This is a genomic window from Streptomyces sp. DH41, assembly GCF_029813785.1.
Classification (GTDB): Bacteria; Actinomycetota; Actinomycetes; order Streptomycetales; family Streptomycetaceae; genus Streptomyces.
Window position 1 is genome coordinate 258901 of the sequence record NZ_JARVKY010000010.1, and the last position, 25778, is coordinate 284678.

Here is a 25778-nt window from a genome sequence, read left to right on the forward strand (position 1 = left end):
CCATCGAAGACGCCATGGAACGGTCTGCATACACTGGCCGGCCGAAAGAAAGTTCGGCCGGTCCCGGCAGGAAGCAGAGACGACGGTGACAGAAGCGATCCTCCTGGTCGGCGGCAAGGGCACGCGGCTGCGTCCGCTCACGGTGCACACGCCCAAGCCCATGGTCAGGGCGGCGGGGGTGCCGTTCCTCACGCATCAGCTGGCGCGGGCGAAGGCGGCGGGCGTCGACCACATCGTCCTCGCGACGAGCTACCTGGCAGAGGTCTTCGAACCGCACTTCGGTGACGGCTCGTCCCTGGGCCTCCACCTCGAGTACGTCACGGAGGAGGAGCCGCTCGGCACGGGCGGCGCGATCCGCAACGTGGCGTCCCGGCTGCACTCGGGCCCCGACGACCCGGTCCTCATCTTCAACGGGGACATCCTGACGGGCCTGGACATCGGCGCGCTGGTCCGCACGCACGAGACGACGGGCGCGGACGTCTCCCTGCACCTGACGAAGGTGACCGACCCGAGGGCGTACGGCCTGGTCCCGACGGACGACACGGGCCGGGTGCTGGCCTTCCTGGAGAAGCCCCAGACCCCCGAGGAGATCGTCACCGACCAGATCAACGCGGGGGCGTACGTCTTCCGCCGCTCGGTCATCGACACGATCCCGCACGGCCGCCCCGTCTCGGTCGAACGCGAGACCTTCCCGGAACTGCTGGCCACCGGAGCCCACCTCCAGGGCATGGTGGACTCCACGTACTGGCTGGACCTGGGCACCCCGGCGGCCTTCGTACGCGGGTCGGCGGACCTGGTCCTGGGCCGTGCCCCGTCTCCGGCGATACCGGGCCGCTGCGGCGACCGTCTCGTCCTCCCCACGGCACGGGTCGCGCCCGACGCCAAGCTGGCCGGCGGCACGGTGGTCGGCGAGGGCGCCTTCGTGGCGGAGGGCGCGCGCGTCTTCGGCAGCACGATCCTGCCCGGCGCCGTCATCGAACCGGGCGCCGTCATCACCGACTCCCTGATCGGCACCCGGGCCCGCGTCGGCACCCGCTCGATACTCAGCGACACGGTCATCGGGGACGGCGCCGTCATCGGCGCCGACAACGAACTCCGCTCCGGCGCCCGCATCTGGTGCGACGCCCACATCCCCCCGGCATCCCTGCGCTTCTCCTCAGACGCGTAGCCACGCACTCGCGCCACTGCGGGCAGTCGTGCCTCCCCCAGTGCCTGAACGGCCTGGGAGGCACCCCGCAGCGCCGGGCCACGCACCCACCCCCGCCCCACACCCACGCCGGGCAACCGCCCCACACTCATGCCGGGCAACCGCCCCACACTCATGCCGGGCAGCCGCCCCACACTCATGCCGGGCAGCCGCCCCACACTCATGCCGGGCAGCCGCCCCACACCCGCAACCGGCAACCGGCCCTCACCGTCCCGGCGCGCCAACCTCAGAGCCGCTCAATCCCCCGCGGAGCCATCCGCGGCGCCCGCCGCCCCGGCACTCGCCCACTCAGCAACACCAACCGGGCCGCCCGATGCCGCTGCCCGGCATACGGCTCCAGCAACCGCAGCATCGCCAAGTCGTCCGCGTCCCGGTCCCCGCCCAGCGCGAACCCCACGATCCCCGGCAGGTGCAGATCCCCCACCGTCACCTCGTCCGGAGCCCCATGGCTGCGCTGCACGGTCTCGGTGGACGTCCACGGTCCGATCCCGGACACGACCTCCAGCCGCTCCCGCGCCGCCACCGGCTCCATCCCGGCCGCCTCCTCCAGCCGCGCGGCGACCCGCACCGCCCGCAGGATCGTCGACGCCCGCTTGTCGTCCACGCCGGCCTTGTGCCACTCCCAGGACGGGATCAGCGCCCACGTCCGCGCCGCCGGCATGACACACATCCGCCCGGGCGCGGGTCCCGGCGCCGGCTCCCCGTACTTCCGTACGAGCAGCCGCCACGCCTGGTAGGCCTCCAGCGTCGTGACCTTCTGCTCCAGGATCGACGGAATCAGTGATTCCAGGACCAGCCCGGTCCGGGTCAGCCGCAGCCCCGGCCGCCGATGCGCCGTGATCGCCAGCAACCGGTGCCGCGGCACGAACGCCGACGGGTCGTCGTCGGCGCCGAGCATCCGTGGCAGCCGCTCCAGCAGCCATTCCGCCCCGGGCCCCCAGGCCTCGCCCCGCACCTCACCGCCGCGCGCGGTGACTCGTAGCGTGCCCGGCCCCGCGGGCGTCCGGCTGGCCCGCCACACCGACCCGTCCGGCATCGTCCGGAACGTCGGATCGCCCGGACCGCGCCGCAGCGGGCCGAGGACCAGCCCGATCTCCAGCGGCCCGTCCGGCGTCCACGCCCGCACCTTCGCCGGCGCGGCGGCCTGCCGGGGCACACCACCCGCGGGTACGACGGCCTCCCCGGCGCGTACCGAAGCGCGCGCGGGTCGGGGAGCGAAACGTCCTGCCACGAAAGAGGTCCTTGGGAACGGGGGAAACGCGAAGGCGAAGTCCCTACGAGGGTAGAGGTTCGCCCCGACAGCTCACCGCACCTCGATGAACGCCCCCGCGTCCCGCTCCGGCCGTGCCTTCGGTTCCCGGGCGGGATGGCCGACCGCGACCGCGCCCATCGGGTCCCAGTCGCCCGGCAGCCCGAGCACCTCCCGTACGACGTCCCGGCAGAACATGGTCGAGGACACCCAGGCCGAACCCAGCCGCTCCCCGGCGAGCGCGACGAGCAGGTTCTGTACGCCCGCGCCGGTGGCGACCACGAACATCTCCCGCTCGGCCCCGTCGCGGCGCGCGTCGCCGTACGTGTGGGAGCCGTCCATGACCAGGCAGGGGACGACGAGGTACGGCGCGTCTCGCAGTACGTCGCCGCGTCTGACCCGCTTGGCGACGGACTCCTCGCTCTTGCCGTCCCGCCGCAGGTCCGCGATCCAGGCGTCCCGCATCGCGTCCAGCAGCCGGGTGCGGGAGGCGGCAGACTCCAGCAGCACGAAACGCCACGGTGTCGTGTGGTGCGGCGCCGGCGCCGTCACCGCCGCGGCGACCGCCCGGCGCACGGCATCCGGATCGACCGGCTCGTCCGTGAAGGCCCGTACCGTACGGCGCTGGGTGACCGCCTGCCGTACCGCCTCCGACGTGCCCAGCCGGAACATGTCGTCGCGCGCGCCGCGCACCATCGCCCGCGCGCCCTCGCCGTCGTCCTCGGCCACGACCTGAGGCAGCCCGCGCACGACGGCGACGGGCAGCCCCGCGGCCTTCCCCTTGACCAGGTCCCCCGCGGCGGCGAGCTCGTCGGCGGTGGCGACGACGGTGGCGCCGAGCGGATTGCCGTGCGCGTCCGTGCCCCCGCGCAGGTCGTCGAGGACCCGCACGCCGGCGGCACCGATCGCCACGTCCGTGAGCCCGGCCCGCCAGGGCCGGCCGAACGTGTCGGTGACGACCACGCCGACGTTCACGCCCAGCGCGTCGCGCAGAGCGTCGCGCAGGCCGCGCGCGGAGGCGTCCGGGTCCTCGGGGAGCAGCAGCACCGTCCCGGAGGGGGTGTTGGAGGCGTCGACCCCGGCCGCCGCCATGATCAGCCCCTGGCGGTTCTCCACGATGCGCAGCGCGCCGCGCCGGGCCACCACCCGTACGGTCTCCGCGTCGATCGCGGCCTCCCGGTCGGTGGCCCGCACGACACGCCCCTCGGCCTTGGACACGATCTTGGACGTGACGAGCAGCACGTCCCCGTCGGCCAGCCCGGGCTCGGCCGCCGCGATCAGCTTGGCCAGGTCGTCGCCCGGCTGGACCTCCGGCAGGCCGGGGACGGCCCACACCCGGTAGCCGTGCCGGTTGTCACTCCGGTGGTCGCCCCGGTGGCCATCGAGGTGGTCGTCCCGGTGGCCATCGAGGTGGTCGTCCCGGTGGCCGGACGCCTCCGCGCGCACGCCGCCGCTCGCCCCGTCGCTCACGCCTCCCCCACCTCCTGCGCCAGCGTCAGGGCCTCCCGGGCCATCCGCGCCGTCGCGTCGAGGTCGGTCATCATCAGCGGGACGGCGCGGCAGAGGATGCCGGCCGCTCTCACGCGTGTGACGGACTCCGCGTCGACCGTGTCGACCAGCCAGCCGTCGAGCAGCCCCGAGCCGTAGTGCTCGGCGACCGCGGCCGCCGTGGACTCCACGCCGACCGCCGCGAGGACCTTGTCGGCCATCCCGCGCACGGGCGCGTCCCCGACGATCGGGGACAGGCCCACCACCGGTACCCCGGCGTCGGCGATCGCCTCCCGGATGCCGGGCACGGCGAGGATCGTGCCGACCGAGACGACCGGGTTGGAGGGCGGGAAGAGGATCACGTCCGCCTCCGCGATGGCCTCCAGGACGCCGGGCGCCGGCTTCGCCTGCTCGGCACCCACCGGCACCACGGCCTCGGCGGGGACCGAGGCCCGCAGCCGTACCCAGTACTCCTGGAAGTGGACCGCCTTGCGCTCCCCGGGGCCCTCGGCGGAGCCGCTGTCGGGCAACGTGACGGCGACGTGCGTCTCGACGCGGTCGTCGCTCATCGGAAGGAGGCGCACGCCCGGCTTCCAGCGGTCGCACAGTGCCTGCGTCACCGCGCTGAGCGGATACCCGGCGGCCAGCATCTGCGTCCGCACGATGTGCGTCGCGAAGTCGCGGTCGCCGAGGCCGAACCACTCCGGCCCGGCCCCGTACGCCGCGAGCTCCTCCTTGAGATGGAAGGTCTCCTCGGCCCGCCCCCAGCCCTGCTCCTCGTTGATGCCGCCGCCGAGCGTGTACATCACCGTGTCGAGGTCCGGGCAGACCTTCAGCCCGAAGAGGTGGATGTCGTCCCCGGTGTTGCCGATGACCGTGATGTCCGCGTCCGGCGCGGCCTGCTTCAGACCACGCAGGAACCGGGCACCGCCGATGCCGCCTGCCAGAACCACAATGCGCATGGCCCCAGTCTTGCAGGCGGGTACGACAGTGCGTCAGGCAGTCGTCACGGCACCAGCACCAGCACCAGCACCGGCACCGACGTCCGAGCACTGTGCCGAGTGCATCGGCATGTCCGTCAGCCCCGGGTGGTAGACGTGCAGGCTGACCGCCGGCCGCAGCGCGTCGTTGACCACCTCGTGGACGTAACCCGGCGCGAACACGCGCTGGGCCCCCGCCCGCAACTCGCGCGTGCCGCGCGGCGTTCGCTCGGTCAGGGAGCCGTCCAGGACGGTCAGTACTCCGGAGGAGGGCCCGTGGTCGTGGAGTCCGCTGCCCTGGCCGGGCACCCAGGACAGCAGCCAGACCTCGTAGCCGGGGCCGGTGCGCAGCCGGTGGTACCAGCGTGTCGTCGCGTCGTACCGGACGAGGTGCTCCCACTCGGACCGGTCGGCGGCGATGGAGCGGGCCAGGCCGGCGAACTCGGCGACGGTGGCCGGGTGCTCGCGTGGCGCTTGCAGGAGATGGGGGACTTCGAGGATGTCGCCGGCGATCTGGAGGTCGCTGTCGCTGTTCATGGGTGCGGTGGGTCCTCGGCAGAAGAGTGCGGGGGAGTGGCGAAAAGCGAAGAAAGCCCTGGTCGGGCGGGCAAGGGAGAGCCGAGTCGCGTGGACTCGGGGACAGCCGGAGCGTGGTGGCTCAACAGCTGGAACGGCAACAACAGCTACAGCGAGCGCGGGCAGCACCGTGGGACCCGGCGGTGCGGGTCGAGGTGAGCGCCAAGTTCGCGAGCATGCCCACAAGGACAGCGGCTCACACCGGCACTGTCAACTCGCTGACCGATATGTGGGACATGTTTCACCTCATCCGGTTCATCTCGGAGGTGAAAGGTTTGCTCAGGCGGCTTCCGGGACACATGGCGCACAAGCCGGGCGCACAACCCCCGTTGCGAATGTGTGATCCGAATGTGATCAGCTTCGCTTCGGCGTGTGTATCGGAACGGGATCGAACGCCGAGGCGTCCTTCCTGATGCAGACGCTGTGCGGGGCGGGTGCCCTTGCGGCCCTCGTGGGTATGTCGAGGTTTAGGTCGATTTGAACACTTTCTGCTTGGCCTTGGTTCCGCAGAGTGAATAAGGGGCCCAATAGCAGATCTCGGCTTGACTCGCCCGGAGCAGCACACTTGTAATTTCACTCGTGTCGTTCAGCCGGAATCGGTAACGGCTGGATCACGGGGACGCGAAAGACGGACGAGGGGCGCACATGACCGAGCTGGTGCAGCAACTGCTGGTCGACGACGCGGACGAGGAGCTCGGCTGGCAGGAGCGCGCACTGTGCGCCCAGACCGACCCCGAGTCCTTCTTCCCCGAGAAGGGCGGCTCCACAAGGGAGGCCAAGAAGGTCTGCCTCTCCTGCGAGGTCCGCTCCGAGTGCCTCGAGTACGCCCTGGCCCACGACGAGCGCTTCGGCATCTGGGGCGGCCTGTCCGAGCGGGAACGCCGCCGCCTGAAGAAGGCCGCCGTCTGACCCGCGGGTCGGCATGCGGTGCACCTCCACGCGTATGCGGTGCACCTCCACACGTACATGCGGTGCACCTCCACATGTACATGCGGTTCACCTCCACACGTACATAACGGCAGGAACGGCCCCTCGCGGGCGGGTTGTCCACAGGCGGCGGGTCGCCGCCCTGCCCAGCCGATAGTGTGGGCGCTCGTCCGAGACGCCCCGCCGCCCCCAACAGGCACGGGCGTCCACCGCAGTCCACCGAACCGGGGCCCGTACCTCGATGTCCGTGCACAGCCACACGGCAGCCCAGCAAGACCTCGCTGCCACACCTGAGTTCCCGCGTCACGTGGTGACCGCGGTCCTCGTCGCCCACGACGGAGCCCGCTGGCTGCCCGACGCCCTCGCCGGGCTGCTCGGCCAGGAGCGCCCCGTCCAGTACGCCGTGGCCGCCGACACCGGCAGCGCCGACGACTCCGCCCGGCTGGTCACCGACGCCCTCGGCGACGACCGCGTGCTCCACCTCGCCCGGCGCACCGGCTTCGGCCAGGCCGTCGAGGAGGCCGCCCGCACCGCCCCCCTCCTCACTCAGGACGACCTGTCGTACCTGAGGCGGCCCAGCGGCTGGGACCCCGTCACCCACACCTGGCGCGACGACACATACGACCTGCCGGAGCTTCCCCACGGAGAACCGGTGCAGTGGCTGTGGCTGCTGCACGACGACTGCGCCCCCGAACCCGACGCCCTGGCCCAGCTGCTGCGCGTCGTGGACAACGAGTACGAACTCGGCCGCGACGACGTCGCCGTGGTGGGCCCCAAGCTCCGCGGCTGGTACGACCGCCGGCAACTGCTGGAGGTCGGCGTCTCCATCGCCAACTCCGGCCGCCGCTGGACCGGCCTGGACCGCCGCGAACAGGACCAGGGCCAGCACGACCACGTCCGGTCCGTCCTGTCCGTGTCCACCGCCGGCATGCTGATCCGGCGCGACGTCTTCGAGCGGCTCGGCGGATTCGACCGCCGGCTGCCGCTGATGCGCGACGACGTCGACCTGTGCTGGCGCGCGCACGCCGCCGGACTCCGCGTCCTCGTCGCCCCCGAGGCGGTCGTACGCCACGCCGAGGCGGCCTCCCGCGAACGCCGCGCCGTCGACTGCGCGGGCCGCACCACCGCCTCCCCGCACAAGGTGGACAAGGCCGGCGCCGTCCACACCCTCCTCGTCAACGTCCGTACGGCCGCCCTGCCCTGGGTGCTGCTGCGCATCGTCCTCGGCACCCTGCTGCGGACCCTCGCCTACCTCGTCGGCAAGGTCCCCGGACAGGCCCTCGACGAGATCCGCGGCCTGCTGGGCGTCCTGCTGCGCCCCGAGCGAGTCATCGCCGGACGGCGCGAACGCGGTCGCCCGCAGGTCGAGAAGGACGAACTGCGCCCCCTGTTCCCGCCCCCCGGCGCCACCATCCGCGTCACCGTCGAACAGGTCGCGGGCAACCTGGCCGGCAGCTCCGACGCCGAGACGGCCCCCGGGGCCGGACGGCACGGTGGAGCCATCGAGTCCGGACCCGGCGGCGACGACGCCGACTTCCTCGAGGTGGAGCAGTTCGCCCGCCTCAAGCGCGTCGCCCGCAAGCCCGGCCCGCTGCTCTTCGTCGTACTGCTGCTCGTCTCCCTCGCCGCCTGCCGCGCACTCCTCGGCGGTGGCGCGCTGGCGGGCGGCGCGCTGCTGCCCGCACCGGCCGGCGCCGGTGAGCTGTGGTCGCGGTACACGGACGCCTGGCACACCGTGGGCACCGGCGGCACCGCCTCCGCGCCGCCCTACCTCGCGATCGTCGCCACGCTCGCCTCACTGCTGCTGGGTTCCACCGGGCTCGCCGTCACCCTGCTGCTGGTCTGCTCGGTGCCGCTGGCGGGCGTCACCGCGTACTTCGCCTCCCGCCCGCTCGTCACCTCCCGGCTGCTGCGCGCCTGGGCGGCCATCGCCTACGCCTTCCTGCCCGCCGTCACCGGCGCCCTCGCCGGTGGCCGTATCGGCACCGCCGTCCTCGCCGTGCTGCTGCCGCTCATCGCGCGCGCGGGCGCCGCGGCGGCCGGCCTGACGAGCGCGTCCGGCGCCCGCGGCAGCTGGCGCGCCACCTGGGCGTACGCGCTGCTGCTGACGATCACCACCGCCTTCACACCCATCGTGTGGCCCATCGCGCTGCTCCTCGGTGTCGGTGTCCTGGCCCTGCGCCGGGGCGACATCACGGCGTACGGACCGCGCTTCCTCGCCCAGCTCGGCACCCCGCTGCTGCTCCTCGCCCCCTGGTCGCTGTCGCTGCTCCCGTTCGGCTTCTTCGACGAGGCCGGACTGGAATACGGGGCTTCGGCCGCCTCCGCCCTGGACCTGCTCGGGGCGAGCCCCGGCGGCCCGGGCTCGGTCGGCGGGCTGGTCCTCATCGGCATCGTGCTGGCCGCGCTGGCCGCCCTGCTGCGCTCGGAGCGGCAGTTGGGCGTCCGCACGGCCTGGGCCGTCGCCCTGGTCGCCCTGGTCTTCGCGGTGCTCTCCAACCGCTCCGCCTGGGCCGGTCCCGCCACCCTCGTCCACGGCATCGCCCTGCTGTCCGCCGCGACCCTCGGCGCCGACGGGGCACGCTCGCGCGTGGCCGAGCAGAGCTTCGGCTGGCGTCAGCCCGTCGCCGCCCTGATCGCCCTCGCCTGCGCCGTCGGTCCGCTGATCGCCGCCACCGGCTGGATGATCGGGGGCGCCGACGGGCCCCTGGAACGACGCGACCCCGTCCAGGTGCCCGCGTTCGTCGCCGAGGAGAGCCGCACCCGCGACCAGGCCCGCACCCTCGTCCTCGACAGCGACTCCCCGGCCCATGTGAGCTACATGCTGGTCCGCGGCTCCGGAGCCCGCCTCGGCGACGGCGAACTGGCCGCCGGGGACGGCGGGAACAGCGGACTCGACAAGATCGTCGCCAACCTCGTGGCCGGTTCCGGCGCCGACCAGGCCGACCAGCTCGGCGGCTTCGCCGTGCGCTACGTCCTCGTACACAAGGGCGCGCCCCGAGAGGTCACCCGAGTCCTGGACTCCACACCCGGCATGAGCCGGCTCAGCCAGCAGGACGGCAGCGGGCTGTGGCGGGTGGACCAGGAGGTCGCGCGCGCGACCATCGTGCCCGGGGACGACTCCGGTGACGGCCCCGACACAGGCGCCGGCTCCGGCGCCGGTGAGCCGCAGCCCGTCGCGGCCGGGCCCGTCGAGATCCACACCAAGATCCCGTCCGGCTCCGAGGGCCGTGTGCTGCGCCTCGCCGACACCGCCGCCGAGGGCTGGACGGCCAGCCTGGACGGCAAGCCGCTCACCCGCACCACGGTCGACGGCTGGGCCCAGGGCTTCGAACTCCCCGCCTCCGGCGGGAAGCTGGACGTCACCTACGACGCCCCCTTCACCCACACCCTCTGGCTGTGGGCCCAGGGTCTCCTCGCCGTCGTCCTGGTCGTCCTCGCCCTGCCCGGCAGACGCCGAGACGTCGACGACGACCTGCCCGACGAGCCGGTCGTCCCCGCCGAGGCCCTCGAAGGCGAAGGCCGCAGGGCCCGGCGCCTGCGCGCCCAGGCCGAGGCGGAGGCGGAGGCCGGCACCGATCCGGTGACCGGGACCCCGGACGCCACCGAGGAGGCCGGCCCACCCGCGCAGGCCCCCGTGCCGGTCCCGCAGCAGCCGGCGTACGGCGAGTGGGACTCGGCGGGGTACGCCGGCGCCGAGTACGGCACGTACGGCGGCGAGCAGTACCAGGGCGCCCAGCAGTACGACCCGGGCGCGTACGGACAGCAGCGGTACCAGGGCGACCCCTATCAGGCGGACGCCTATCAGGGCGGCCAGGGCGGCCAGGGCGGCCAGGCCGGTCAGAGCGACCAGGCCGGTCAGTACGAGGCGGGCCAGTACGACCCGTACGCCGCCTACGTCGACCCGTCCCGGCCCGGCACGTACGACCCCGCCTACGACCAGGCGTACGGCCAGGGCGGATACGACACGTCGTACGACCCTTCCCAGCCCCACCACCCCCACGGCACGGGCAGTGGGCGTCCCGACGGGAGCCAGCAGTGAAGCGCACGACCCTGTCCCTGTTCGCCGGCGCGACCGCGCTCGCCGCCGTCACCGGGTTCGCGGCGGTGTCCACACCGGATGCCACCGGAGCGGACACGGCGGGGCCGGCCGCCCGGCTGCCCGTGGAGCGCACCAGCCTGCTGTGCCCGGCGCCCAGCACCTCCGACCTCGCCGAGACGTCGTACACGTCCTTCACGCCCGTCACGAAGGGCGCCGACGAGAAGGGCGAGGCCGCACTCACGGCCGGAGCCACCAAGGACGAGGAGACCGGCGAGAAGTCGGAAGAGAAGAAGCAGGGCGAGAAGGCAGGGACAGAGAAGGACGAGAAGGCCGAGAAGCCCGTCCTACAGCCCAAGGCGCCCGGCACGCCGGTCACCGGCAAGGCCTCCGGCGCCGACACCCCCGCGCTGATCGGTACCGCGGAAGGTGGCTACGCGCCCGGCTGGACGGTCCAGCAGACCACCGAGGTCGCCGCCGGGACGGGCCGGGGCCTGCAGGGCGTCAACTGCACCGCCCCGGACACGGAGTTCTGGTTCCCGGGCGCCAGCACGGCGACCGACCGCACCGACTACGTGCACCTGACGAACCCGGACGACTCGGCGGCCGTCGTCGACATCGAGCTCTACGGCAAGGACGGAGCCCTGAAGTCGACGGTGGGGGAGGGCATCACGGTGCCGGCGCACGCCAGTGAGTCGCTCCTGCTGTCCACGCTCGTCGACGAGGAGCAGACCGACCTCACGGTGCACGTCGGCGTGCGCAGCGGGCGGGTCGGGGCCGCGGTGCAGGCCCTGGACGACAAGACGGGCGGCGACTGGCTGACCGCTGCCGCGGACCCGGCGAGCGACCTCGTGCTGCCGGGCATCCCCAAGGACGCCACAGCCGTACGCCTGGTGCTGTTCACGCCCGGCGGCACCGACGCCGACCTGAAGGTGCGGCTCGCCTCGCCGTCCGGGCTGATCACGCCCGCCGGGCACGAGACGGTGCGCGTCAAGGCGGGCATGACGACGGGCGTCGACCTGGGCGAGGTCACGCGCGGTGAGGCGGGGTCGCTGGTGCTGACGCCGACGAGCGGGTCCGTGCCGGTCGTGGCGGCGGTCCGGGTCGTGCGGGGCAAGGGCGGCGAACAGGAGTCGGCGTTCATCCCGGCCTCCGACCCGGTCGGGGCGCGTGCGACGGTCGTGGACAACCGCGCCAAGAGCACGACTCTCTCCCTCACCGCCCCCGGAAAGGGCGCGAAGGTCAAGGTCACCGCGTCGGCGGGCACCGAGGGCGGTACGACGGCGACCAAGACGTACACGGTCGAGGGCGGCACGACCCAGGACGTGGACGCGCCGGTCCCCGCCGGACTCAAGGGGACCTACGCGCTGACGGTCGAAACCGTCTCGGGCGGCCCGCTCCACGCGTCCCGCACCCTGACCGGGCAGGACGACGACGTGGCGTCCTTCACCGTGCAAACCCTGCCCGACGACCGGGGAACGGTCTCCGTGCCGAACGCGGACGAGGACCTGTCGGTACTGCAGAGGTAGCCGGGTCGCTCGGCCCGCGGGCGTCCGCGATCGCGTCAGGCCCACAGAACCGGCCCCGGGCCGCCGTCGGACACGGCCCGGGGCGGCCTCCCGCGGCGCACTCCCGCCGCTCGCTCAGTCCTCCCCGTACCGGGGATCCACCGTATCCGGCGTCAACCCCAGCAACTCCGCGACCTGTTCCACCACGACCTCGTGGACCAGCGCCGCCCGCTCGTCCCGCCCCTTGGTCCGGATCTCGACCGGCCGCCGGTACACGACGACCCGCCCCCGCCGCCCGTCCCGCGAGGGCACCGTTCCCCCGAGGGGAACCGCCTCGTCGTCCCAGGCCTCCCCGGGTCCGGCGGCGGCGTCCAGTCGCGGCACGTCGAGGACGAGGAAATCGATGTCGGCGAGCTGCGGCCACCGTCGCTCCAGGCGCTCCACGGAGTCCTGCACCAGGTCCGCGAACAACTCGCCGCGGCTCGCGGCGAGCGGTACCTGCGGAGGTGCGACCGGTCCGCGCATGCCCCGACCGTGGCGATCACGACGGCGGGGCCCTGGGCGGCCGGCATCACGGGGCGTCACGGGGTTGTCCATCACTGCTGAAGGGTAGTCCCCGCGCGGTCCGCGCGCCGGTCCGCACACGCACACCGCACCACGCCCGGGCCCCCCGCGCCGCATGTCGCCGGATGACCATTCCAGCCAAGGTTGGGCTCGATTCCGTATCTCTCCGCGACCGTGGAACTCGAGGCAAATGTCGCTGTTTGTATCAGGTCGTGACCGCTTCCGAAGCCGCCAGGTAGCCCGAGAACCGGTGTCACCGCAGGTCAACGGGGTGTGTCCGGAGGGCTCCGTCGAGCGTTTCGCACCACGACACGGTGGTGTGACCTGGTGGAGAGTCGTCGCGGCCCGCTCAAGAGTGCGGTACCGTCCAACATCGTGAGCCCTGTACGTCGCTGTTCGCGCACCGCCTGCGGTCGTCCCGCCGTCGCGACGCTGACGTACGTCTACGCCGACTCGACCGCGGTCCTCGGCCCGCTCGCCACCTACGCCGAACCCCACTGCTACGACCTGTGCGCCGAGCACTCCGAGCGCCTCACCGCCCCGCGCGGCTGGGAGGTCGTCCGCCTTCTCGACGGCTCGGCCCCGGCCCGCCCCAGCGGCGACGACCTGGAAGCGCTCGCCAACGCGGTGCGCGAGGCGGCCCGCCCCCAGGAGCGGGCGGCCGAGGCCGGCGGCGGACCGAGGGCGGCGGCCGATCCCATGGAGGTCGCGCGCCGCGGCCATCTGCGCGTCCTGCGCTCGCCGGACAACTGAGCCCGTTCACTCCGACCGTGCCCGCTCACTCCGGCTGAGCCCCCGGCTCCCGCACCGCTCCGGCCCCCACACCCGGCTCCCGCACCCGGTCCCGTCACCTTCACCGCATCCGTCGCCGCAGACCCATTGACGCACCGTTGTCGCGGACACAACCATTCCGGAAGTCGCGAGAAATCCCTTTCGCATGGCGGAATTCAGGGAGGCGCCCGTGTACGTCCAGGAACTGGAACCCGTCGCCGGTTCGCTCGGCCTGTCCGCCCTGGTGGCGGCCCTGCCCCTGGTGATCGTCCTCGTCCTGCTGGGCGGCGTCCGGATGAAGGCGCATCTGGCGGGCCTCGCGGGCCTCCTGGCGGCCGTACTCGTCGCCTGGCTCGCCTACGGCATGCCGCTGGACCAGACGGCCTCCAGCGCCGTCCAGGGCGCCGTGTTCGGGATCTTCCCCATCCTGTGGATCGTCGTGAACGCCCTGTGGGTCTACCGGATGACCGTCCACACCCGGCACTTCGACATCCTGCGCCGCTCCTTCGGACGACTGTCCGACGACCCGCGCATCCAGGCCCTGGTCGTCGCCTTCTGCTTCGGCGCCCTGCTGGAGGCACTCGCCGGGTTCGGCGCACCCGTCGCGATCTGCTCGGTCATGCTCGTGGCCCTCGGCTTCGACCCCGTACGCGCGGCGGTCGTGGCGCTGGTCGCCAACACCGCACCGGTCGCTTTCGGCGCGATGGGCACCCCCGTGGTGACGCTGGCCCAGGTCACCGGGCTGCCGCTGGACGACGTCGCCTCCGTGGTGGGCCGCCAGACGCCCCTGCTCGCGCTCGTCGTCCCGTTGCTGCTGGTCGCGTTGGTGGACGGGCGGCGCGGACTGCGCGAGACCTGGGTGCCCGCGACGGCCTGCGGGGTCGCCTTCGCCGTCGCCCAGTTCGTCGCCTCCAACTACGTCTCCGCCCAGCTCGCCGACATCGGCGCCGCGCTCCTGGGGGCCGGCGCCCTGGTCGCCGTACCGCAGTCCCGCAAGCCCGCCACCGAGCCCGTACGCGCGTCCGTACTGACCGGCGTACGCAGCGAGGAGCTGGACGAGCGGGACCCCGGCCGGGAGGTCCTGCGCGCGTACGCGCCGTACGCGCTGATCGTCGCCGTCTTCTCCGTCGCCCAGATCCCGGCGGTCAAGGACTGGCTGGCCCGGTCGACCCAGACCTACGACTGGCCGTTCCTGGACGTCGCCGACCCCGAGGGGAACCCGGTCGGCGGCAACGTCTTCTCCTGGCCGATCGTCTCCACCGGCGGCACGCTCGTGCTGTTCGCCGGCCTGGCCACGGCCGTCGTCCTCGGCGTGCACGCGCGCGTCGCGGTCAGGGAGTGGCTCGCGACCGTGCGCGAACTGCGCTTCGCGATCCTCACCGTGACCTCCGTGCTGGCCCTCGCCTACGTCATGAACCTCTCCGGGCAGGCCGCCACCATCGGCCACTTCGTCGCGGCGGCCGGCGCCGGACTCGCCTTCCTGTCACCGGTGCTCGGCTGGTTCGGCGTCGCCGTCTCCGGTTCCGACACCTCGGCCAACGCGCTCTTCGGCGCCCTCCAGGTGACCGCCGCGCGGGAGTCCGGTCTGTCGCCCGAGCTGCTCGCCGCCGCGAACAGCTCGGGCGGTGTCCTCGGCAAGATGATCTCCCCGCAGAACCTCACCATCGCCTGCGCGGCCGTCGGCCTCGCGGGCCGCGAGGGAGACCTGCTGCGCAAGGTGCTGCCCTGGAGCCTGGGGCTGCTGCTGGTGATGTGCCTGATCGTGGTCGGGCAGTCCACGCCGGTCCTGGGCTGGATGCTGCCCTGACCTTCGGGAACCGCCCGACACCCGGCCGGCGGTTGCGGGTAGTTTGTGGGCTCCGACAGGACTTCCAGGAAGGTTGGCCGTGGCTGCTGCTGATCTGTCGCAGATCGTGAAGGCGTACGACGTACGCGGTGTGGTCCCGGACCAGTGGGACGAGTCGCTGGCCGAGCTGTTCGGCGCGGCCTTCGTCGAGCTGACCGGCGCGGACGCCATCGTGGTCGGCCACGACATGCGGCCCTCGTCCCCGGGCCTGTCCGGCGCATTCGCGCGCGGGGCGACCGCCCGTGGCGCCGACGTCACCGAGATCGGCCTGTGCTCCACCGACCAGCTGTACTACGCCTCCGGCGCGCTGGACCTGCCGGGCGCCATGTTCACGGCCTCGCACAACCCCGCCCAGTACAACGGCATCAAGCTGTGCCGCGCCGGCGCCGCCCCCGTCGGCCAGGACACGGGCCTCGCGGAGATCCGCGAGTGCGTGGAGCGGTGGAGCGCGTCCGGCCCCCCGCAGCCGTCGTCCCGGCCGGGCAGGGCCACCCGGCGCGACACGCTCGCCGACTACGCGGCCCATCTGCGCTCCCTGGTCGACCTCACCGCCATCCGTCCCCTCAAGGTCGTCGTCGACGCGGGCAACGGCATGGGCGGCCACACCGTCCCCTCGGTCTTCGCCGGCCTGCCCCTCGACCTCGTGCCGATGTACTTCGAACTGGACGGCACCTTCCCCAACCACGAGGCCAACCCGCTCGACCCGGCCAACCTCGTCGACCTGCAAAAGCGCGTCCGCGAGGAGAGCGCCGACCTCGGCGTCGCCTTCGACGGCGACGCCGACCGCTGTTTCGTCGTCGACCAGAACGGCGACCCCGTCTCCCCGTCCGCGGTGACCGCCCTCGTGGCCGCCCGTGAACTCGCCCGCAACGGCGGCAAGGGCACGGTCATCCACAACCTGATCACCTCCTGGTCCGTGCCGGAGGTCGTGCGGGAGAACGGCGGCACTCCGGAACGCACGCGCGTGGGCCACTCCTTCATCAAGGCCGAGATGGCCAGGAGCGGCGCCATCTTCGGCGGCGAGCACTCCGCGCACTACTACTTCCGCGACTTCTGGAACGCCGACACCGGCATGCTGGCCGCCCTCCACGTCCTCGCCGCCCTCGGCGGCCAGGAGGGCCCGCTGTCCTCCCTGGTCGCCCAGTACGACCGCTACGCCGGCTCCGGCGAGATCAACTCCACCGTCGCCGACCAGGCCGCCCGCCTCGCCGCGATCAGGGCCGCGTACGAGGGCCGCGACGACGTCACCCTGGACGACATGGACGGCCTCACCGTCACGGCCGCCGACTGGTGGTTCAACGTCCGCCCCTCCAACACCGAGCCGCTGCTGCGCCTGAACGCGGAGGCACGGGACGAGGCGACGATGACGAAGGTGCGGGACGAGGCACTGGCGATCATCCGGGCGTGAGGGGCGGCTCGCCCTTCAGCCGGCCGAGCCGGCGGCCGGTGAACACAGGCCCGGGGCCGGTGGGCACAGGGCCCGAGGCCGGCAGGCGGTGCCCCTGACGGGGTCGCGGGGGCGGCACCCCACACCCGCCCCCCACCGGCGGTACCCTGACCAGCACATCCGCACAAGCCGAACCGCCCCCGAAGGGAACCCCCATGCCGCTCGAAGCCGGCCTCCTGGAGATCCTCGCCTGCCCGGCCTGCCACGCACCCCTCGAGGAGCGGGACGCGGAGCTGATCTGCACCGGTCAGGACTGCGGCCTGGCGTACCCGGTCCGCGACGGCATCCCCGTCCTCCTCGTCGACGAGGCCCGCCGCCCCGAGTAGCCGAGGGCCCGCGCACCGCCCGGCGACCCGCGTACCCGAACACGAACGCATCCGGCGATCGGAGACTGCCGCCATGCTCGACGAATCGCTCCTCGACGCCCCGGAACGCCTCACCGAGGCCGACCGCCGCGGCCTGCTCCGCGGCGCCGCCGAGGCCGGTGCGCGCGTACGCACCGCCGCCCGGCACGCCGCCGAGGCCGGAGTGGGCAACCTCAAGCCGGACGGGCGCCCCCGCGCCGTCCTGATCGCCGGCCCCGGCGCAGCCGCCACCCAGGCCGCCGACCTCCTCGGCACCCTCGCCGGCGCCGGCAGCCCCGTCACCCGCCTCGCCCCCACCGGCGTCGCCCCCGCCGCGGGCGCCCTGCGCTGGGAACTGCCCGGCTGGGCCGGCTCCGTGGACCTCCTGCTGATCGCCACCCCCGACGGCACCGAGCCGGGCCTCGCCCTGCTCGCCGAACAGGCCTACCGCCGGGGCTGCACGGTCGTCGCCGTCGCCCCCGCCCGTTCCCCGCTCGGCGAGTCGGTGAACGGCTCGCACGGCCTGTTCATCCCGATGGCGACCGCCCCCTACGACCACGACGAACCCCTCGCCGGTGCCGCCCCCGGCGTCCTGTGGGCACTGCTCACCCCGTTCCTCGCGCTGCTGGACCGCACCGCCCTGCTCGACGCACCGCCCGACGCCATCGAGAAGGTCGCCGACCGCCTCGACCGCATCGCCGAGCGCTGCGGGCCGGCCATCGTGACCTACAGCAACCCCGCCAAGACCCTGGCGTCCGAACTCGCCGACTCCCTCCCGGTCATCTGGACCGAGGGCACCTCGGCCGGTCCGGCGGGCCGCCGCTTCGCCGCCGCACTCGCCGAACTGGCCGGCACCCCGGCCGTCGTCGCCGAACTGCCCGAGGCGCTCGCCGCGCACAGCGCCCTGCTCGCCGGCCAACTCGCCGCCGGCGCCGACCCGGACGACTTCTTCCGCGACCGCGTCGATGAGGCACCCGCACTGCACGCGCGCGTGGTGCTCCTGCGCGACCGCCCCAGCGGCGGCCTCACCGCCGCCCCGGGCGCCCGTGAACTGGCCCTCGGCCACGACACGCCGATCAGCGAACTGGAGCCGGAAGCCGGTGGCGAACTGGAGACCCTCGCCGAACTGATCGCCGTCACGGATTTCGCCGCCGTTTACCTGGCGCTCGCCTCGGGCGCCTGATCCCGTACGCACGATCTCGTACGAACCATTCCGTACGCACGATCTCGTACGCACCAGCGTCACGTACCAGGACACGAACTCGGCGCCGCGTACCAGAACACGCACCGCGGCACGACACCGGCAGAGAGAGCCCATGGACCGCCTCGACAACACCGTCCGCCCCTACGCCTGGGGTTCCACCACCGCGATCCCGACCCTGCTCGGGACCGAGCCGACCGGCGAGCCGCAGGCGGAGATGTGGATGGGAGCCCACCCCGGCGCCCCCTCCCGCACCGGCCGGGGCACCCTCGCCGAGGTCGTCGACGCCGACCCCGAGAAGGAACTGGGCGCCGCCTCCGTCGCCAAGTTCGGCCCCCGGCTGCCCTTCCTCCTCAAACTCCTCGCCGCCGGCGCCCCGCTCTCCCTCCAGGTCCACCCCGACCTGGCCCAGGCCAGGGCGGGCCACGAGGACGAGGAACGGCGCGGCGTCCCCCTGGACGCCCCGCACCGCAACTACAAGGACGCCAACCACAAGCCCGAACTGGTCTGCGCCCTCACCGAGTTCGACGGCCTGTGCGGCTTCCGGGCCCCGACCGAGACGGCCGACCTGCTCGACGGGCTCGGCGTCGCCTCCCTCAAGCCCTACGTCGACCTGCTCCGCGCGCACCCCGAGGACGCCGCCCTGCGCGAGGTCCTCACCGCGATCCTCACGGCCGACCCCGAGGAGATGTCCCGCACGGTCGCCGAGACCGCCGCCGCCTGCGACCGCCTCGGCGGCGCCTACGCGCCCTACGCCGGCATCGCCCACCACTACCCGGGTGACCCCGGCGTCCTCGCCGCGATGCTCCTCAACCACGTCCGGCTCCAGCCCGGCGAGGCCCTGTTCCTCGGCGCCGGCATCCCGCACGCCTACCTCGACGGCCTCGGCGTCGAGATCATGGCCAACTCCGACAACGTCCTGCGCTGCGGCCTGACCCCCAAGCACGTCGACGTCCCCGAACTGCTGCGCATCGTCCGCTTCGAGGCCGGCGACCCCGGCATCCTCCGACCGGAGGCGTCCCCCGACGGCGAAGAGGTCTACGACACCCCGATCGACGAGTTCCGCCTGTCCCGCTACGTCCTCCCCGACGGCTCCGGCGTCCACGACCTCACCCTGCCCACCCCGCAGATCCTGCTCTGCACGGCCGGCACCGTACGGACGGGCGAACACGAACTGGCGCCCGGCAGGTCCGTCTTCGTCCCAGCAGGTGAAAAGGCCGAAGTGTCGGGATCCGGCACCCTCTTCCGGGCCACCGTGCTCGCCTGACGCAGGCCTGACGGGCGTACGACGGGGCAACCGGCATGTCGGGGCCCGCGAGGGCTGCAACAATGACGCACCGCCAAGGAGGGGCAGAGCCGGTGACCGGCCGAGCCCTCACCGGCGTACGGACGCAGACGAAGGCGAAGGGACAACGCGACACATGAGCGCGTCAGGCGGAACCAAGGCGATCGTGGCGGCACTGTTCGCCAACCTCTCGATCGCGGTAGCGAAATTCGTGGCCTTCATCTTCAGTGGATCGTCATCGATGCTCGCGGAGTCCGTGCACTCCCTCGCCGACTCCGGCAACCAGGGACTCCTGCTCCTCGGCGGCAAGCGCGCCGAGCGTGAGGCCACCCCTCAGCACCCGTTCGGCTACGGCCGCGAGCGCTACATCTACGCCTTCCTCGTCTCCATCGTGCTCTTCTCGGTCGGCGGCATGTTCGCCCTCTACGAGGGCTACGAGAAGATCAAGCACCCGCACGAGATCGAGCACTGGTACTGGCCGGTGGGCGTCCTGGTCTTCGCGATCATCGCCGAGACCTTCTCCTTCCGGACCGCCATCAAGGAGTCCAACGCCCTGCGCGGGAAGAAGTCCTGGAAGGAGTTCGTCCGCCACGCCAAGGCCCCCGAGCTGCCGGTCGTCCTCCTCGAGGACCTCGGCGCCCTCGTCGGCCTGATCCTCGCCCTCGGCGGTGTCGGGATGGCCCTGCTCACCGGCGACGGTGTCTGGGACGGCATCGGCACCCTGTGCATCGGCGTGCTGCTCATCCTGATCGCGCTGGTCCTGGCCGTCGAGACCAAGTCCCTGCTGCTCGGCGAGGCCGCCGGTCCCGAGGCGGCGCAGCGGATCGAGGCCGCGATCGTCGCCGGCGACACGGTCACCGGCGTCATCCACATGCGCACGCTCCACCTCGGCCCCGAGGAGCTGCTCGTCGCCGCCAAGATCGCCGTCCGCCACGACGGCACGGCCACCGAGATCGCCTCCGCGATCGACACCGCCGAGGCCCGTATCCGCGAGGCCGTGCCGATCGCCCGCGTCATCTACCTGGAACCGGACATCTACAGCGAGTCCGAGGCGACCAGGGGCCCGGACCGCGAGGCGACCCCGGGCGGCCCGGCCACGCCGCCCGCCGCCCACTGACACCCGCGCCTCCCACGCCCGACGGGGCCCGCCGGTCCGCCCGGCGGGCCCCGTCCGCTTCCGTGCCCGCGCCACCCCGTGACTCCTCGCTCCACTCCTCCTCGAGAACGACCTGAAGTGTTCGGAGGCGGACTGGGGGCGGCGGGCGCCCTCGGTGTAGCTTGGGACGGAGCCAGACGTCGCTGCTGATGGCGGTCGGGCGGTCCAGTACGGACCGGCCGAGGGAGAGAGGGCCTCCGACGGACTGCGCTGCGCGCACGCGGGCATGCCTGTGTCCTCCTTCGGGGCACCCCTGTGTCCGCCGCCGCGCAGGTCAGCCGTACCCACCTCGACCCAACCCGAGGAGCAGCCCGTAATGACGACTGTCGACAACCAGCAGGACTTCAAGGTCGCCGACCTCTCCCTGGCCGCGTTCGGCCGCAAGGAGATCACCCTCGCCGAGCACGAGATGCCCGGCCTCATGGCGATCCGCAAGGAGTACGCCGAGGCCCAGCCCCTCGCCGGCGCCCGCGTCACCGGCTCCCTGCACATGACCGTGCAGACCGCCGTGCTCATCGAGACCCTGGTCGCCCTGGGCGCCGAGGTCCGCTGGGCCTCCTGCAACATCTTCTCCACCCAGGACCACGCGGCCGCCGCCATCGCCGTCGGCCCGAACGGCACGCCCGACAACCCGCAGGGCATCCCCGTCTTCGCCTGGAAGGGCGAAACCCTGGACGAGTACTGGTGGTGCACGGAGCAGGCGCTGACCTGGCCGAACACCCCCACCGGCGGCCCGAACATGATCCTGGACGACGGTGGCGACGCCACCCTCCTCGTCCACAAGGGCGTCGAGTACGAGAAGGACGGCAAGGTCCCCTCGGTCGACACCGCCGAGTCCGACGAGCACCGCGTCATCCTCGAACTCCTCACCCGCACGGTGAGCGAGAGCCCGCAGAAGTGGACCCAGTTGGCGTCCGAGATCCGCGGCGTGACCGAGGAGACCACCACCGGCGTCCACCGCCTGTACGAGATGCACCGCGACGGCACCCTCCTGTTCCCCGCCATCAACGTCAACGACGCGGTGACGAAGTCGAAGTTCGACAACAAGTACGGCTGCCGCCACTCCCTGATCGACGGCATCAACCGCGCCACGGACGTGCTGATCGGCGGCAAGACCGCGGTCGTCTGCGGTTACGGCGACGTGGGCAAGGGCTGCGCGGAGTCCCTGCGCGGCCAGGGCGCCCGCGTCATCGTCACCGAGATCGACCCGATCTGCGCCCTCCAGGCGGCGATGGACGGCTACCAGGTCACGACGCTGGACGAGGTCGTCGGCCAGGCCGACATCTTCGTCACCACGACCGGCAACAAGGACATCATCATGGCCGCGGACATGGCCAAGATGAAGCACCAGGCCATCGTCGGCAACATCGGTCACTTCGACAACGAGATCGACATGGCCGGCCTCGCCGCCATCCCCGGCATCGTCAAGGACGAGGTCAAGCCGCAGGTCCACACCTGGACCTTCCCCGACGGCAAGGTGCTCATCGTCCTGTCCGAGGGCCGCCTGCTGAACCTGGGCAACGCGACCGGCCACCCGTCGTTCGTGATGTCCAACTCGTTCGCGGACCAGACCCTGGCCCAGATCGAGCTGTTCACCAAGCCCGACGAGTACCCGACCGACGTCTACGTGCTGCCCAAGCACCTCGACGAGAAGGTCGCCCGCCTGCACCTCGACTCTCTCGGCGTCAAGCTGACCACGCTCCGCAAGGAGCAGGCCGACTACATCGGCGTCAAGGTCGAAGGCCCGTACAAGGCGGACCACTACCGCTACTGAGCAAGCCCGCGTCGCAGCCGGCGGGGGCGCGTCCGTGCACCGACGCGCCCCCGGCCGACTGCCGGCTCCTCCGAGACAGGCCCCCGCACCCCCGTGCCGGGGGCCTGCCCCGTTGGCGCCTCAGCGGCCGGACCAGCAGCCCGTCACCACTCAGGACCACCATGCCCCGCGGCCGTTATTCGCTCCACGATCCGCACGACCACACCCCCCTCGCAGAAGAACACTTCCAGTGCGCACCCGGCCCCTCCGGCTGGCGCTACGTCTCCCGGCTGACCACACCCGCCGGAGACCACCACGGCTCCGTCGACCTCGCCCTCGACGAACTCGGCCGGCCCATCCGCCTCGAGCTCCAGGCCGCGAGCTGGCAGGTCCGAGGTGCGGCCATCGACGGCGTCACCTGGGTCCGTACCGACCCCACCGGAGTCCACGCCACCGAAGGCAATGCGCGCGCCCACGCCTTCACCGGCACCTCCCCGGCCTTCCTCGTCGCGGTCACCCGTCTCCTGCGCCTCACCCCCTCCGCATCGGCCACCCGCGTACGCCTCGTCGCCCTCACCGACCCGGTCCTCGCCCCGCGCACCGTGGATCAGTCCTGGGCACTGCTCGACAGAGAAGCACACGCCACTGACAACGGCCCCCTCGTCGTGGACGAATACCAGGTCACAGCCCTGGACACCGGCGAACAGCACGCCGTGCACATCGCCGGCGACGTCGTGCTCGCGGCCCCCGGCCTGGAGCTGGAGGACCTGGAGTCACCGCCGTCCGTCTTCCCGTGAACGACGTCGGACGGCAAGCGCCGCGGGGCCGCGGGGCTACAGCCCGCCCGGCCTACGCGGGCGGTACGAACCCGGTGCCGGGACGGGCGTCCGGCGGAGTGTCCTCCGACGCCTCGGGCCGGCCCTCCGGCGATGGCGCGACGGGCGGCGCCGCGGGAGTCACCGCAGGCGGCAGCACCGGCGACGCCTCAGGGAAAGCCACCGGAGGCGAACCGGCGGGCCCTGCCGCCGTCTGGCCCGTGTGGCCTGTGCCGCCGATGTGGCCCGTGTCGCCCATGTGGCTTACGGGGGCACCAGGGACCGCACCGCCCCTGAACGCCCGCCGGGCCTCCCGGTGCTGCCGCTCGTGCAGCACCGCCGCCAGATAGGCCGCCGGCGGTACACCCTCCGGCGCCGGAGCACCGGTACGAGCCGCCACATCGGCGGCGAGCCGTTCCGCCATGCTCCAGCCGACGTGGGGATCGAGCTGCCCCATCCTCGTCAGGTACTGACGGACGGCGAGCCACAGAGCATCGGGCACGGCGGACAGGTCGAGCCCGGAGAACCGCCCCGCCAGCCACGGCGGAGGCGGCGGCATGAAGCCCGCCGTCGACACCGGCACCCGTTCCCGCACGACGAGAGTCCCCGCGAACACATCACCGAGCCGCCGCCCCCGCGCCGACACCAGCGAGGCGATACAGGCGACGACGCCGAACGTCATGAGGATCTCGATCACCCCGATCAAGCCCCGCACCAGCGAGTGCCGGAACCGGATCGGCCCGCCGTCGTCCCGCACCACCCGCAGACCGCAGGCCATCTTCCCGAGCGACCGCCCATGACTGAGCGTCTCCACCGCGATCGGCCCTCCCACGAGCACCAGGACGAAAGCCGCGATCGATATCGCTGTCTGCGCGGCCATGTCCAGGGAGGCGGTGGAGACCATCAGAGCGACGGTCACGGCCACATAGACGGCCACGGCCACCGCCAGGTCGAGCAGCACGGCCAGCGCCCTGCTGGGCAGCCTCGCGGGGCGCAGCTCCAGCGCCACCGCCTCGCCCGTCACCAGCTCACTCACGCCTGCCGTCCTTCCCCTGACTGCCCCCGTCCCCGCCAGTCTGCCAAGCTGAGGACACACCGCGCCGCAGTACGACAAGCTGATCCACGACGAGCCGCCGACGATAGCCGAGGAGCAGGCACACCGATGGACCTCGACGTCTTCGTCTCCGCCCACCGCGCGGAGTGGGACCGCCTCGACGCCCTGCTCCGCCGCCGGCGCCGTCTGACCGGCGCCGAGACCGACGAGCTCGTCGCCCTCTACCAGCGCACGGCCACCCACCTCTCCCTGATCCAGTCCAGCGCGCCCGACCCGCAGCTGACCGGACGGCTCAGCCAACTGGTGGCACGCGCGCGCAGCGCCGTGACAGGAGCTCGTCGAGCTTCCTGGCGCGACGTCACCCGCTTCCTGACCCACCAGTTCCCGGCCGCCGTCTACCGGGCACGCCACTGGTGGGTTCCCACGGCACTCCTGTCGACCGCCGTCGCGGCGCTCCTGGGCTGGTGGATCGGCACCCACCCGGAGGTGCAGTCCACCATCGCGGCACCCAGCGAACTGCGGGAGATGACCCGCCCCGGCGGCCAGTACGAGACGTACTACTCGAGCCACCCCGCGGCCTCCTTCGCCGCACAGGTCTGGACGAACAACGCCTGGGCCGCCGCACTCTGCCTGATCCTGGGCGTTTTCCTGGGCCTGCCCGTCCTCTGGATCCTGTTCCAGAACATGCTCAACCTCGGCGTCGGCTTCGGCCTGATGTCGTCGGCCGACCGCCTCGACACCTTCCTCGGCCTCGTCCTGCCTCACGGCCTGCTCGAACTGACCGCGGTCTTCGTGGCCGCCGGCACCGGTCTGCGCCTCGGCTGGACCGTCATCGACCCGGGCCCGCGCACCCGGCGCACCGCCCTCGCCGAGGAGGGACGAGCCGCCATCGGCATGGCGATCGGCCTTGCCCTGGTCCTCTTCCTCTCCGGCGCCATCGAAGGCTTCGTCACCCCGTCCGGCCTGCCCACCTGGGCCCGGATCACCATCGGAGTCGTCGCCGAGCTGGCCTTCCTCGCCTACGTCTACGTCCTGGGCGCCCGTGCGGTGCGCGCCGGCGACACGGGTGACGTGGAGGCGGCCGAGCGCAGCGCCACCGTGCCGACGGCCGCCTGATGTGCGTCCGCCCCCGGTGAGCTGCTAGTGTCCTCTTCGTTCCCGCAAGAGCCGTTGACACGGAGCTAGCGGGGAGGTAGATTCGAACAGTTGCCTGGAGATGGGTTCACCCCAGAGGGCAACTGTGAGTACCTATCTGCTTCACTCCGGATCATCGAATTCGGCGAAGCACTCTCCCGATGAATCGGAAATGAACGGCCGGTCAGACCGGCTCAGAATCTCTGATAAAGTCGGAACCGCCGGAAAGGGAAACGCGAAAGCGAGAACCTGGAAAGCACCGAGGAAATCGGATCGGAAAGATCTGATAGAGTCGGAAACGCAAGACCGAAGGGAAGCGCCCGGAGGAAAGCCTGAGAGAGTCTCTCGGGTGAGTACAAAGGAAGCGTCCGTTCCTTGAGAACTCAACAGCGTGCCAAAAGTCAACGCCAGATATGTTGATACCCCGACCTGAT

Annotated in this window: 20 protein-coding genes; 14 read left to right on the top strand and 6 right to left on the bottom strand. The window is 72.5% G+C overall.

Translation table 11 applies throughout. The annotated features are described in order from the left end of the window. Positions 1 to 85: 85 nt before the first annotated feature. Positions 86 to 1168 carry an NDP-sugar synthase gene (locus QC283_RS19060; protein ID WP_279562759.1) on the top strand — a complete coding sequence of 361 codons (1083 nt, stop codon included), beginning with the start codon at positions 86 to 88 and terminating at the stop codon, positions 1166 to 1168. A 265-nt stretch (positions 1169 to 1433) separates the two neighbouring features. On the opposite strand, the gene QC283_RS19065 is transcribed toward QC283_RS19060, so the two are convergent. The 4 genes from QC283_RS19065 to QC283_RS19080 all read right to left on the bottom strand — a co-directional run bounded on the left by QC283_RS19065 (position 1434) and on the right by QC283_RS19080 (position 5461). Beyond that, positions 1434 to 2438: a DNA-3-methyladenine glycosylase family protein gene (locus QC283_RS19065; RefSeq protein WP_279562760.1), complete on the bottom strand. Its 1005-nt coding sequence runs from the start codon at positions 2436 to 2438 to the stop codon at positions 1434 to 1436. A 72-nt stretch (positions 2439 to 2510) separates the two neighbouring features. Further along, positions 2511 to 3791, bottom strand: a complete 1281-nt coding sequence (locus QC283_RS19070) for a coenzyme F420-0:L-glutamate ligase (RefSeq protein WP_336620652.1) — start codon at positions 3789 to 3791, stop codon at positions 2511 to 2513. 131 nt (positions 3792 to 3922) lie between these two features. After that, on the bottom strand, positions 3923 to 4906 hold the full coding sequence (gene cofD / locus QC283_RS19075) for a 2-phospho-L-lactate transferase (RefSeq protein WP_279562762.1): 984 nt from the start codon (positions 4904 to 4906) through the stop codon (positions 3923 to 3925). A gap of 33 nt (positions 4907 to 4939) precedes the next feature. After that, entirely contained in the window at positions 4940 to 5461 is a 522-nt protein-coding gene (locus QC283_RS19080) for a cysteine dioxygenase (protein WP_279562763.1), read from the bottom strand. Positions 5462 to 6145: 684 nt separating this feature from the next. Here QC283_RS19080 and QC283_RS19085 point away from each other — a divergent pair. From QC283_RS19085 to QC283_RS19095, 3 genes are all read left to right on the top strand, one after another. Then, positions 6146 to 6409: a WhiB family transcriptional regulator gene (locus QC283_RS19085; RefSeq protein WP_279562764.1), complete on the top strand. Its 264-nt coding sequence runs from the start codon at positions 6146 to 6148 to the stop codon at positions 6407 to 6409. 259 nt (positions 6410 to 6668) lie between these two features. Further along, the gene (locus tag QC283_RS19090) at positions 6669 to 10469 is read left to right on the top strand and encodes a glycosyltransferase family 2 protein (RefSeq protein ID WP_279562765.1); all 3801 of its coding nucleotides are present in this window, start codon (positions 6669 to 6671) and stop codon (positions 10467 to 10469) included. Then, positions 10466 to 11995, top strand: coding sequence for a DUF5719 family protein (locus tag QC283_RS19095; protein ID WP_279562766.1), 1530 nt, complete (start codon positions 10466 to 10468; stop codon positions 11993 to 11995). Before QC283_RS19090 ends, QC283_RS19095 begins: the two co-directional genes overlap by 4 nt. A gap of 114 nt (positions 11996 to 12109) precedes the next feature. Here the strand turns inward: QC283_RS19095 and QC283_RS19100 are convergent, their stop codons facing one another. Continuing rightward, positions 12110 to 12571, bottom strand: coding sequence for a metallopeptidase family protein (locus QC283_RS19100; RefSeq protein ID WP_279562792.1), 462 nt, complete (start codon positions 12569 to 12571; stop codon positions 12110 to 12112). Between the two features lie 294 nt (positions 12572 to 12865). Here QC283_RS19100 and QC283_RS19105 point away from each other — a divergent pair, with 294 nt between their 5' ends. The 9 genes from QC283_RS19105 (at position 12866) to QC283_RS19145 (ending at position 23138) form a co-directional block, all read left to right on the top strand. Then, entirely contained in the window at positions 12866 to 13291 is a 426-nt protein-coding gene (locus QC283_RS19105; protein ID WP_279562767.1) for a DUF3499 domain-containing protein, read from the top strand. A 208-nt stretch (positions 13292 to 13499) separates the two neighbouring features. Then, the gene (locus QC283_RS19110; RefSeq protein WP_279562793.1) at positions 13500 to 15116 is read left to right on the top strand and encodes an L-lactate permease; all 1617 of its coding nucleotides are present in this window, start codon (positions 13500 to 13502) and stop codon (positions 15114 to 15116) included. 79 nt (positions 15117 to 15195) lie between these two features. Continuing rightward, positions 15196 to 16563, top strand: a complete 1368-nt coding sequence (locus QC283_RS19115; protein WP_279562768.1) for a phosphomannomutase/phosphoglucomutase — start codon at positions 15196 to 15198, stop codon at positions 16561 to 16563. 194 nt (positions 16564 to 16757) lie between these two features. Further along, positions 16758 to 16928 carry a Trm112 family protein gene (locus QC283_RS19120; protein ID WP_003975784.1) on the top strand — a complete coding sequence of 57 codons (171 nt, stop codon included), beginning with the start codon at positions 16758 to 16760 and terminating at the stop codon, positions 16926 to 16928. Positions 16929 to 17001: 73 nt separating this feature from the next. Next, positions 17002 to 18129, top strand: a complete 1128-nt coding sequence (locus QC283_RS19125) for an SIS domain-containing protein (RefSeq protein WP_279562769.1) — start codon at positions 17002 to 17004, stop codon at positions 18127 to 18129. Between the two features lie 133 nt (positions 18130 to 18262). Then, positions 18263 to 19414 (top strand): mannose-6-phosphate isomerase, class I, encoded by a 1152-nt coding sequence (manA, locus tag QC283_RS19130; protein WP_279562770.1) that lies wholly within the window; start codon positions 18263 to 18265, stop codon positions 19412 to 19414. A 154-nt stretch (positions 19415 to 19568) separates the two neighbouring features. Beyond that, positions 19569 to 20549 (top strand): cation diffusion facilitator family transporter, encoded by a 981-nt coding sequence (locus tag QC283_RS19135; RefSeq protein ID WP_279562771.1) that lies wholly within the window; start codon positions 19569 to 19571, stop codon positions 20547 to 20549. A gap of 355 nt (positions 20550 to 20904) precedes the next feature. Beyond that, positions 20905 to 22362 (top strand): adenosylhomocysteinase, encoded by a 1458-nt coding sequence (gene ahcY / locus QC283_RS19140; RefSeq protein WP_279562772.1) that lies wholly within the window; start codon positions 20905 to 20907, stop codon positions 22360 to 22362. Positions 22363 to 22523: 161 nt separating this feature from the next. Beyond that, positions 22524 to 23138: a hypothetical protein gene (locus QC283_RS19145; protein WP_279562773.1), complete on the top strand. Its 615-nt coding sequence runs from the start codon at positions 22524 to 22526 to the stop codon at positions 23136 to 23138. 52 nt (positions 23139 to 23190) lie between these two features. Here QC283_RS19145 and QC283_RS19150 read toward each other — a convergent pair whose 3' ends face one another. Next, positions 23191 to 24192: an RDD family protein gene (locus QC283_RS19150; RefSeq protein ID WP_279562774.1), complete on the bottom strand. Its 1002-nt coding sequence runs from the start codon at positions 24190 to 24192 to the stop codon at positions 23191 to 23193. 126 nt (positions 24193 to 24318) lie between these two features. On the opposite strand from QC283_RS19150, the gene QC283_RS19155 reads away from it, so the two are divergent. Then, positions 24319 to 25326 (top strand): stage II sporulation protein M, encoded by a 1008-nt coding sequence (locus QC283_RS19155; protein ID WP_279562775.1) that lies wholly within the window; start codon positions 24319 to 24321, stop codon positions 25324 to 25326. Positions 25327 to 25778 lie beyond the last annotated feature (452 nt).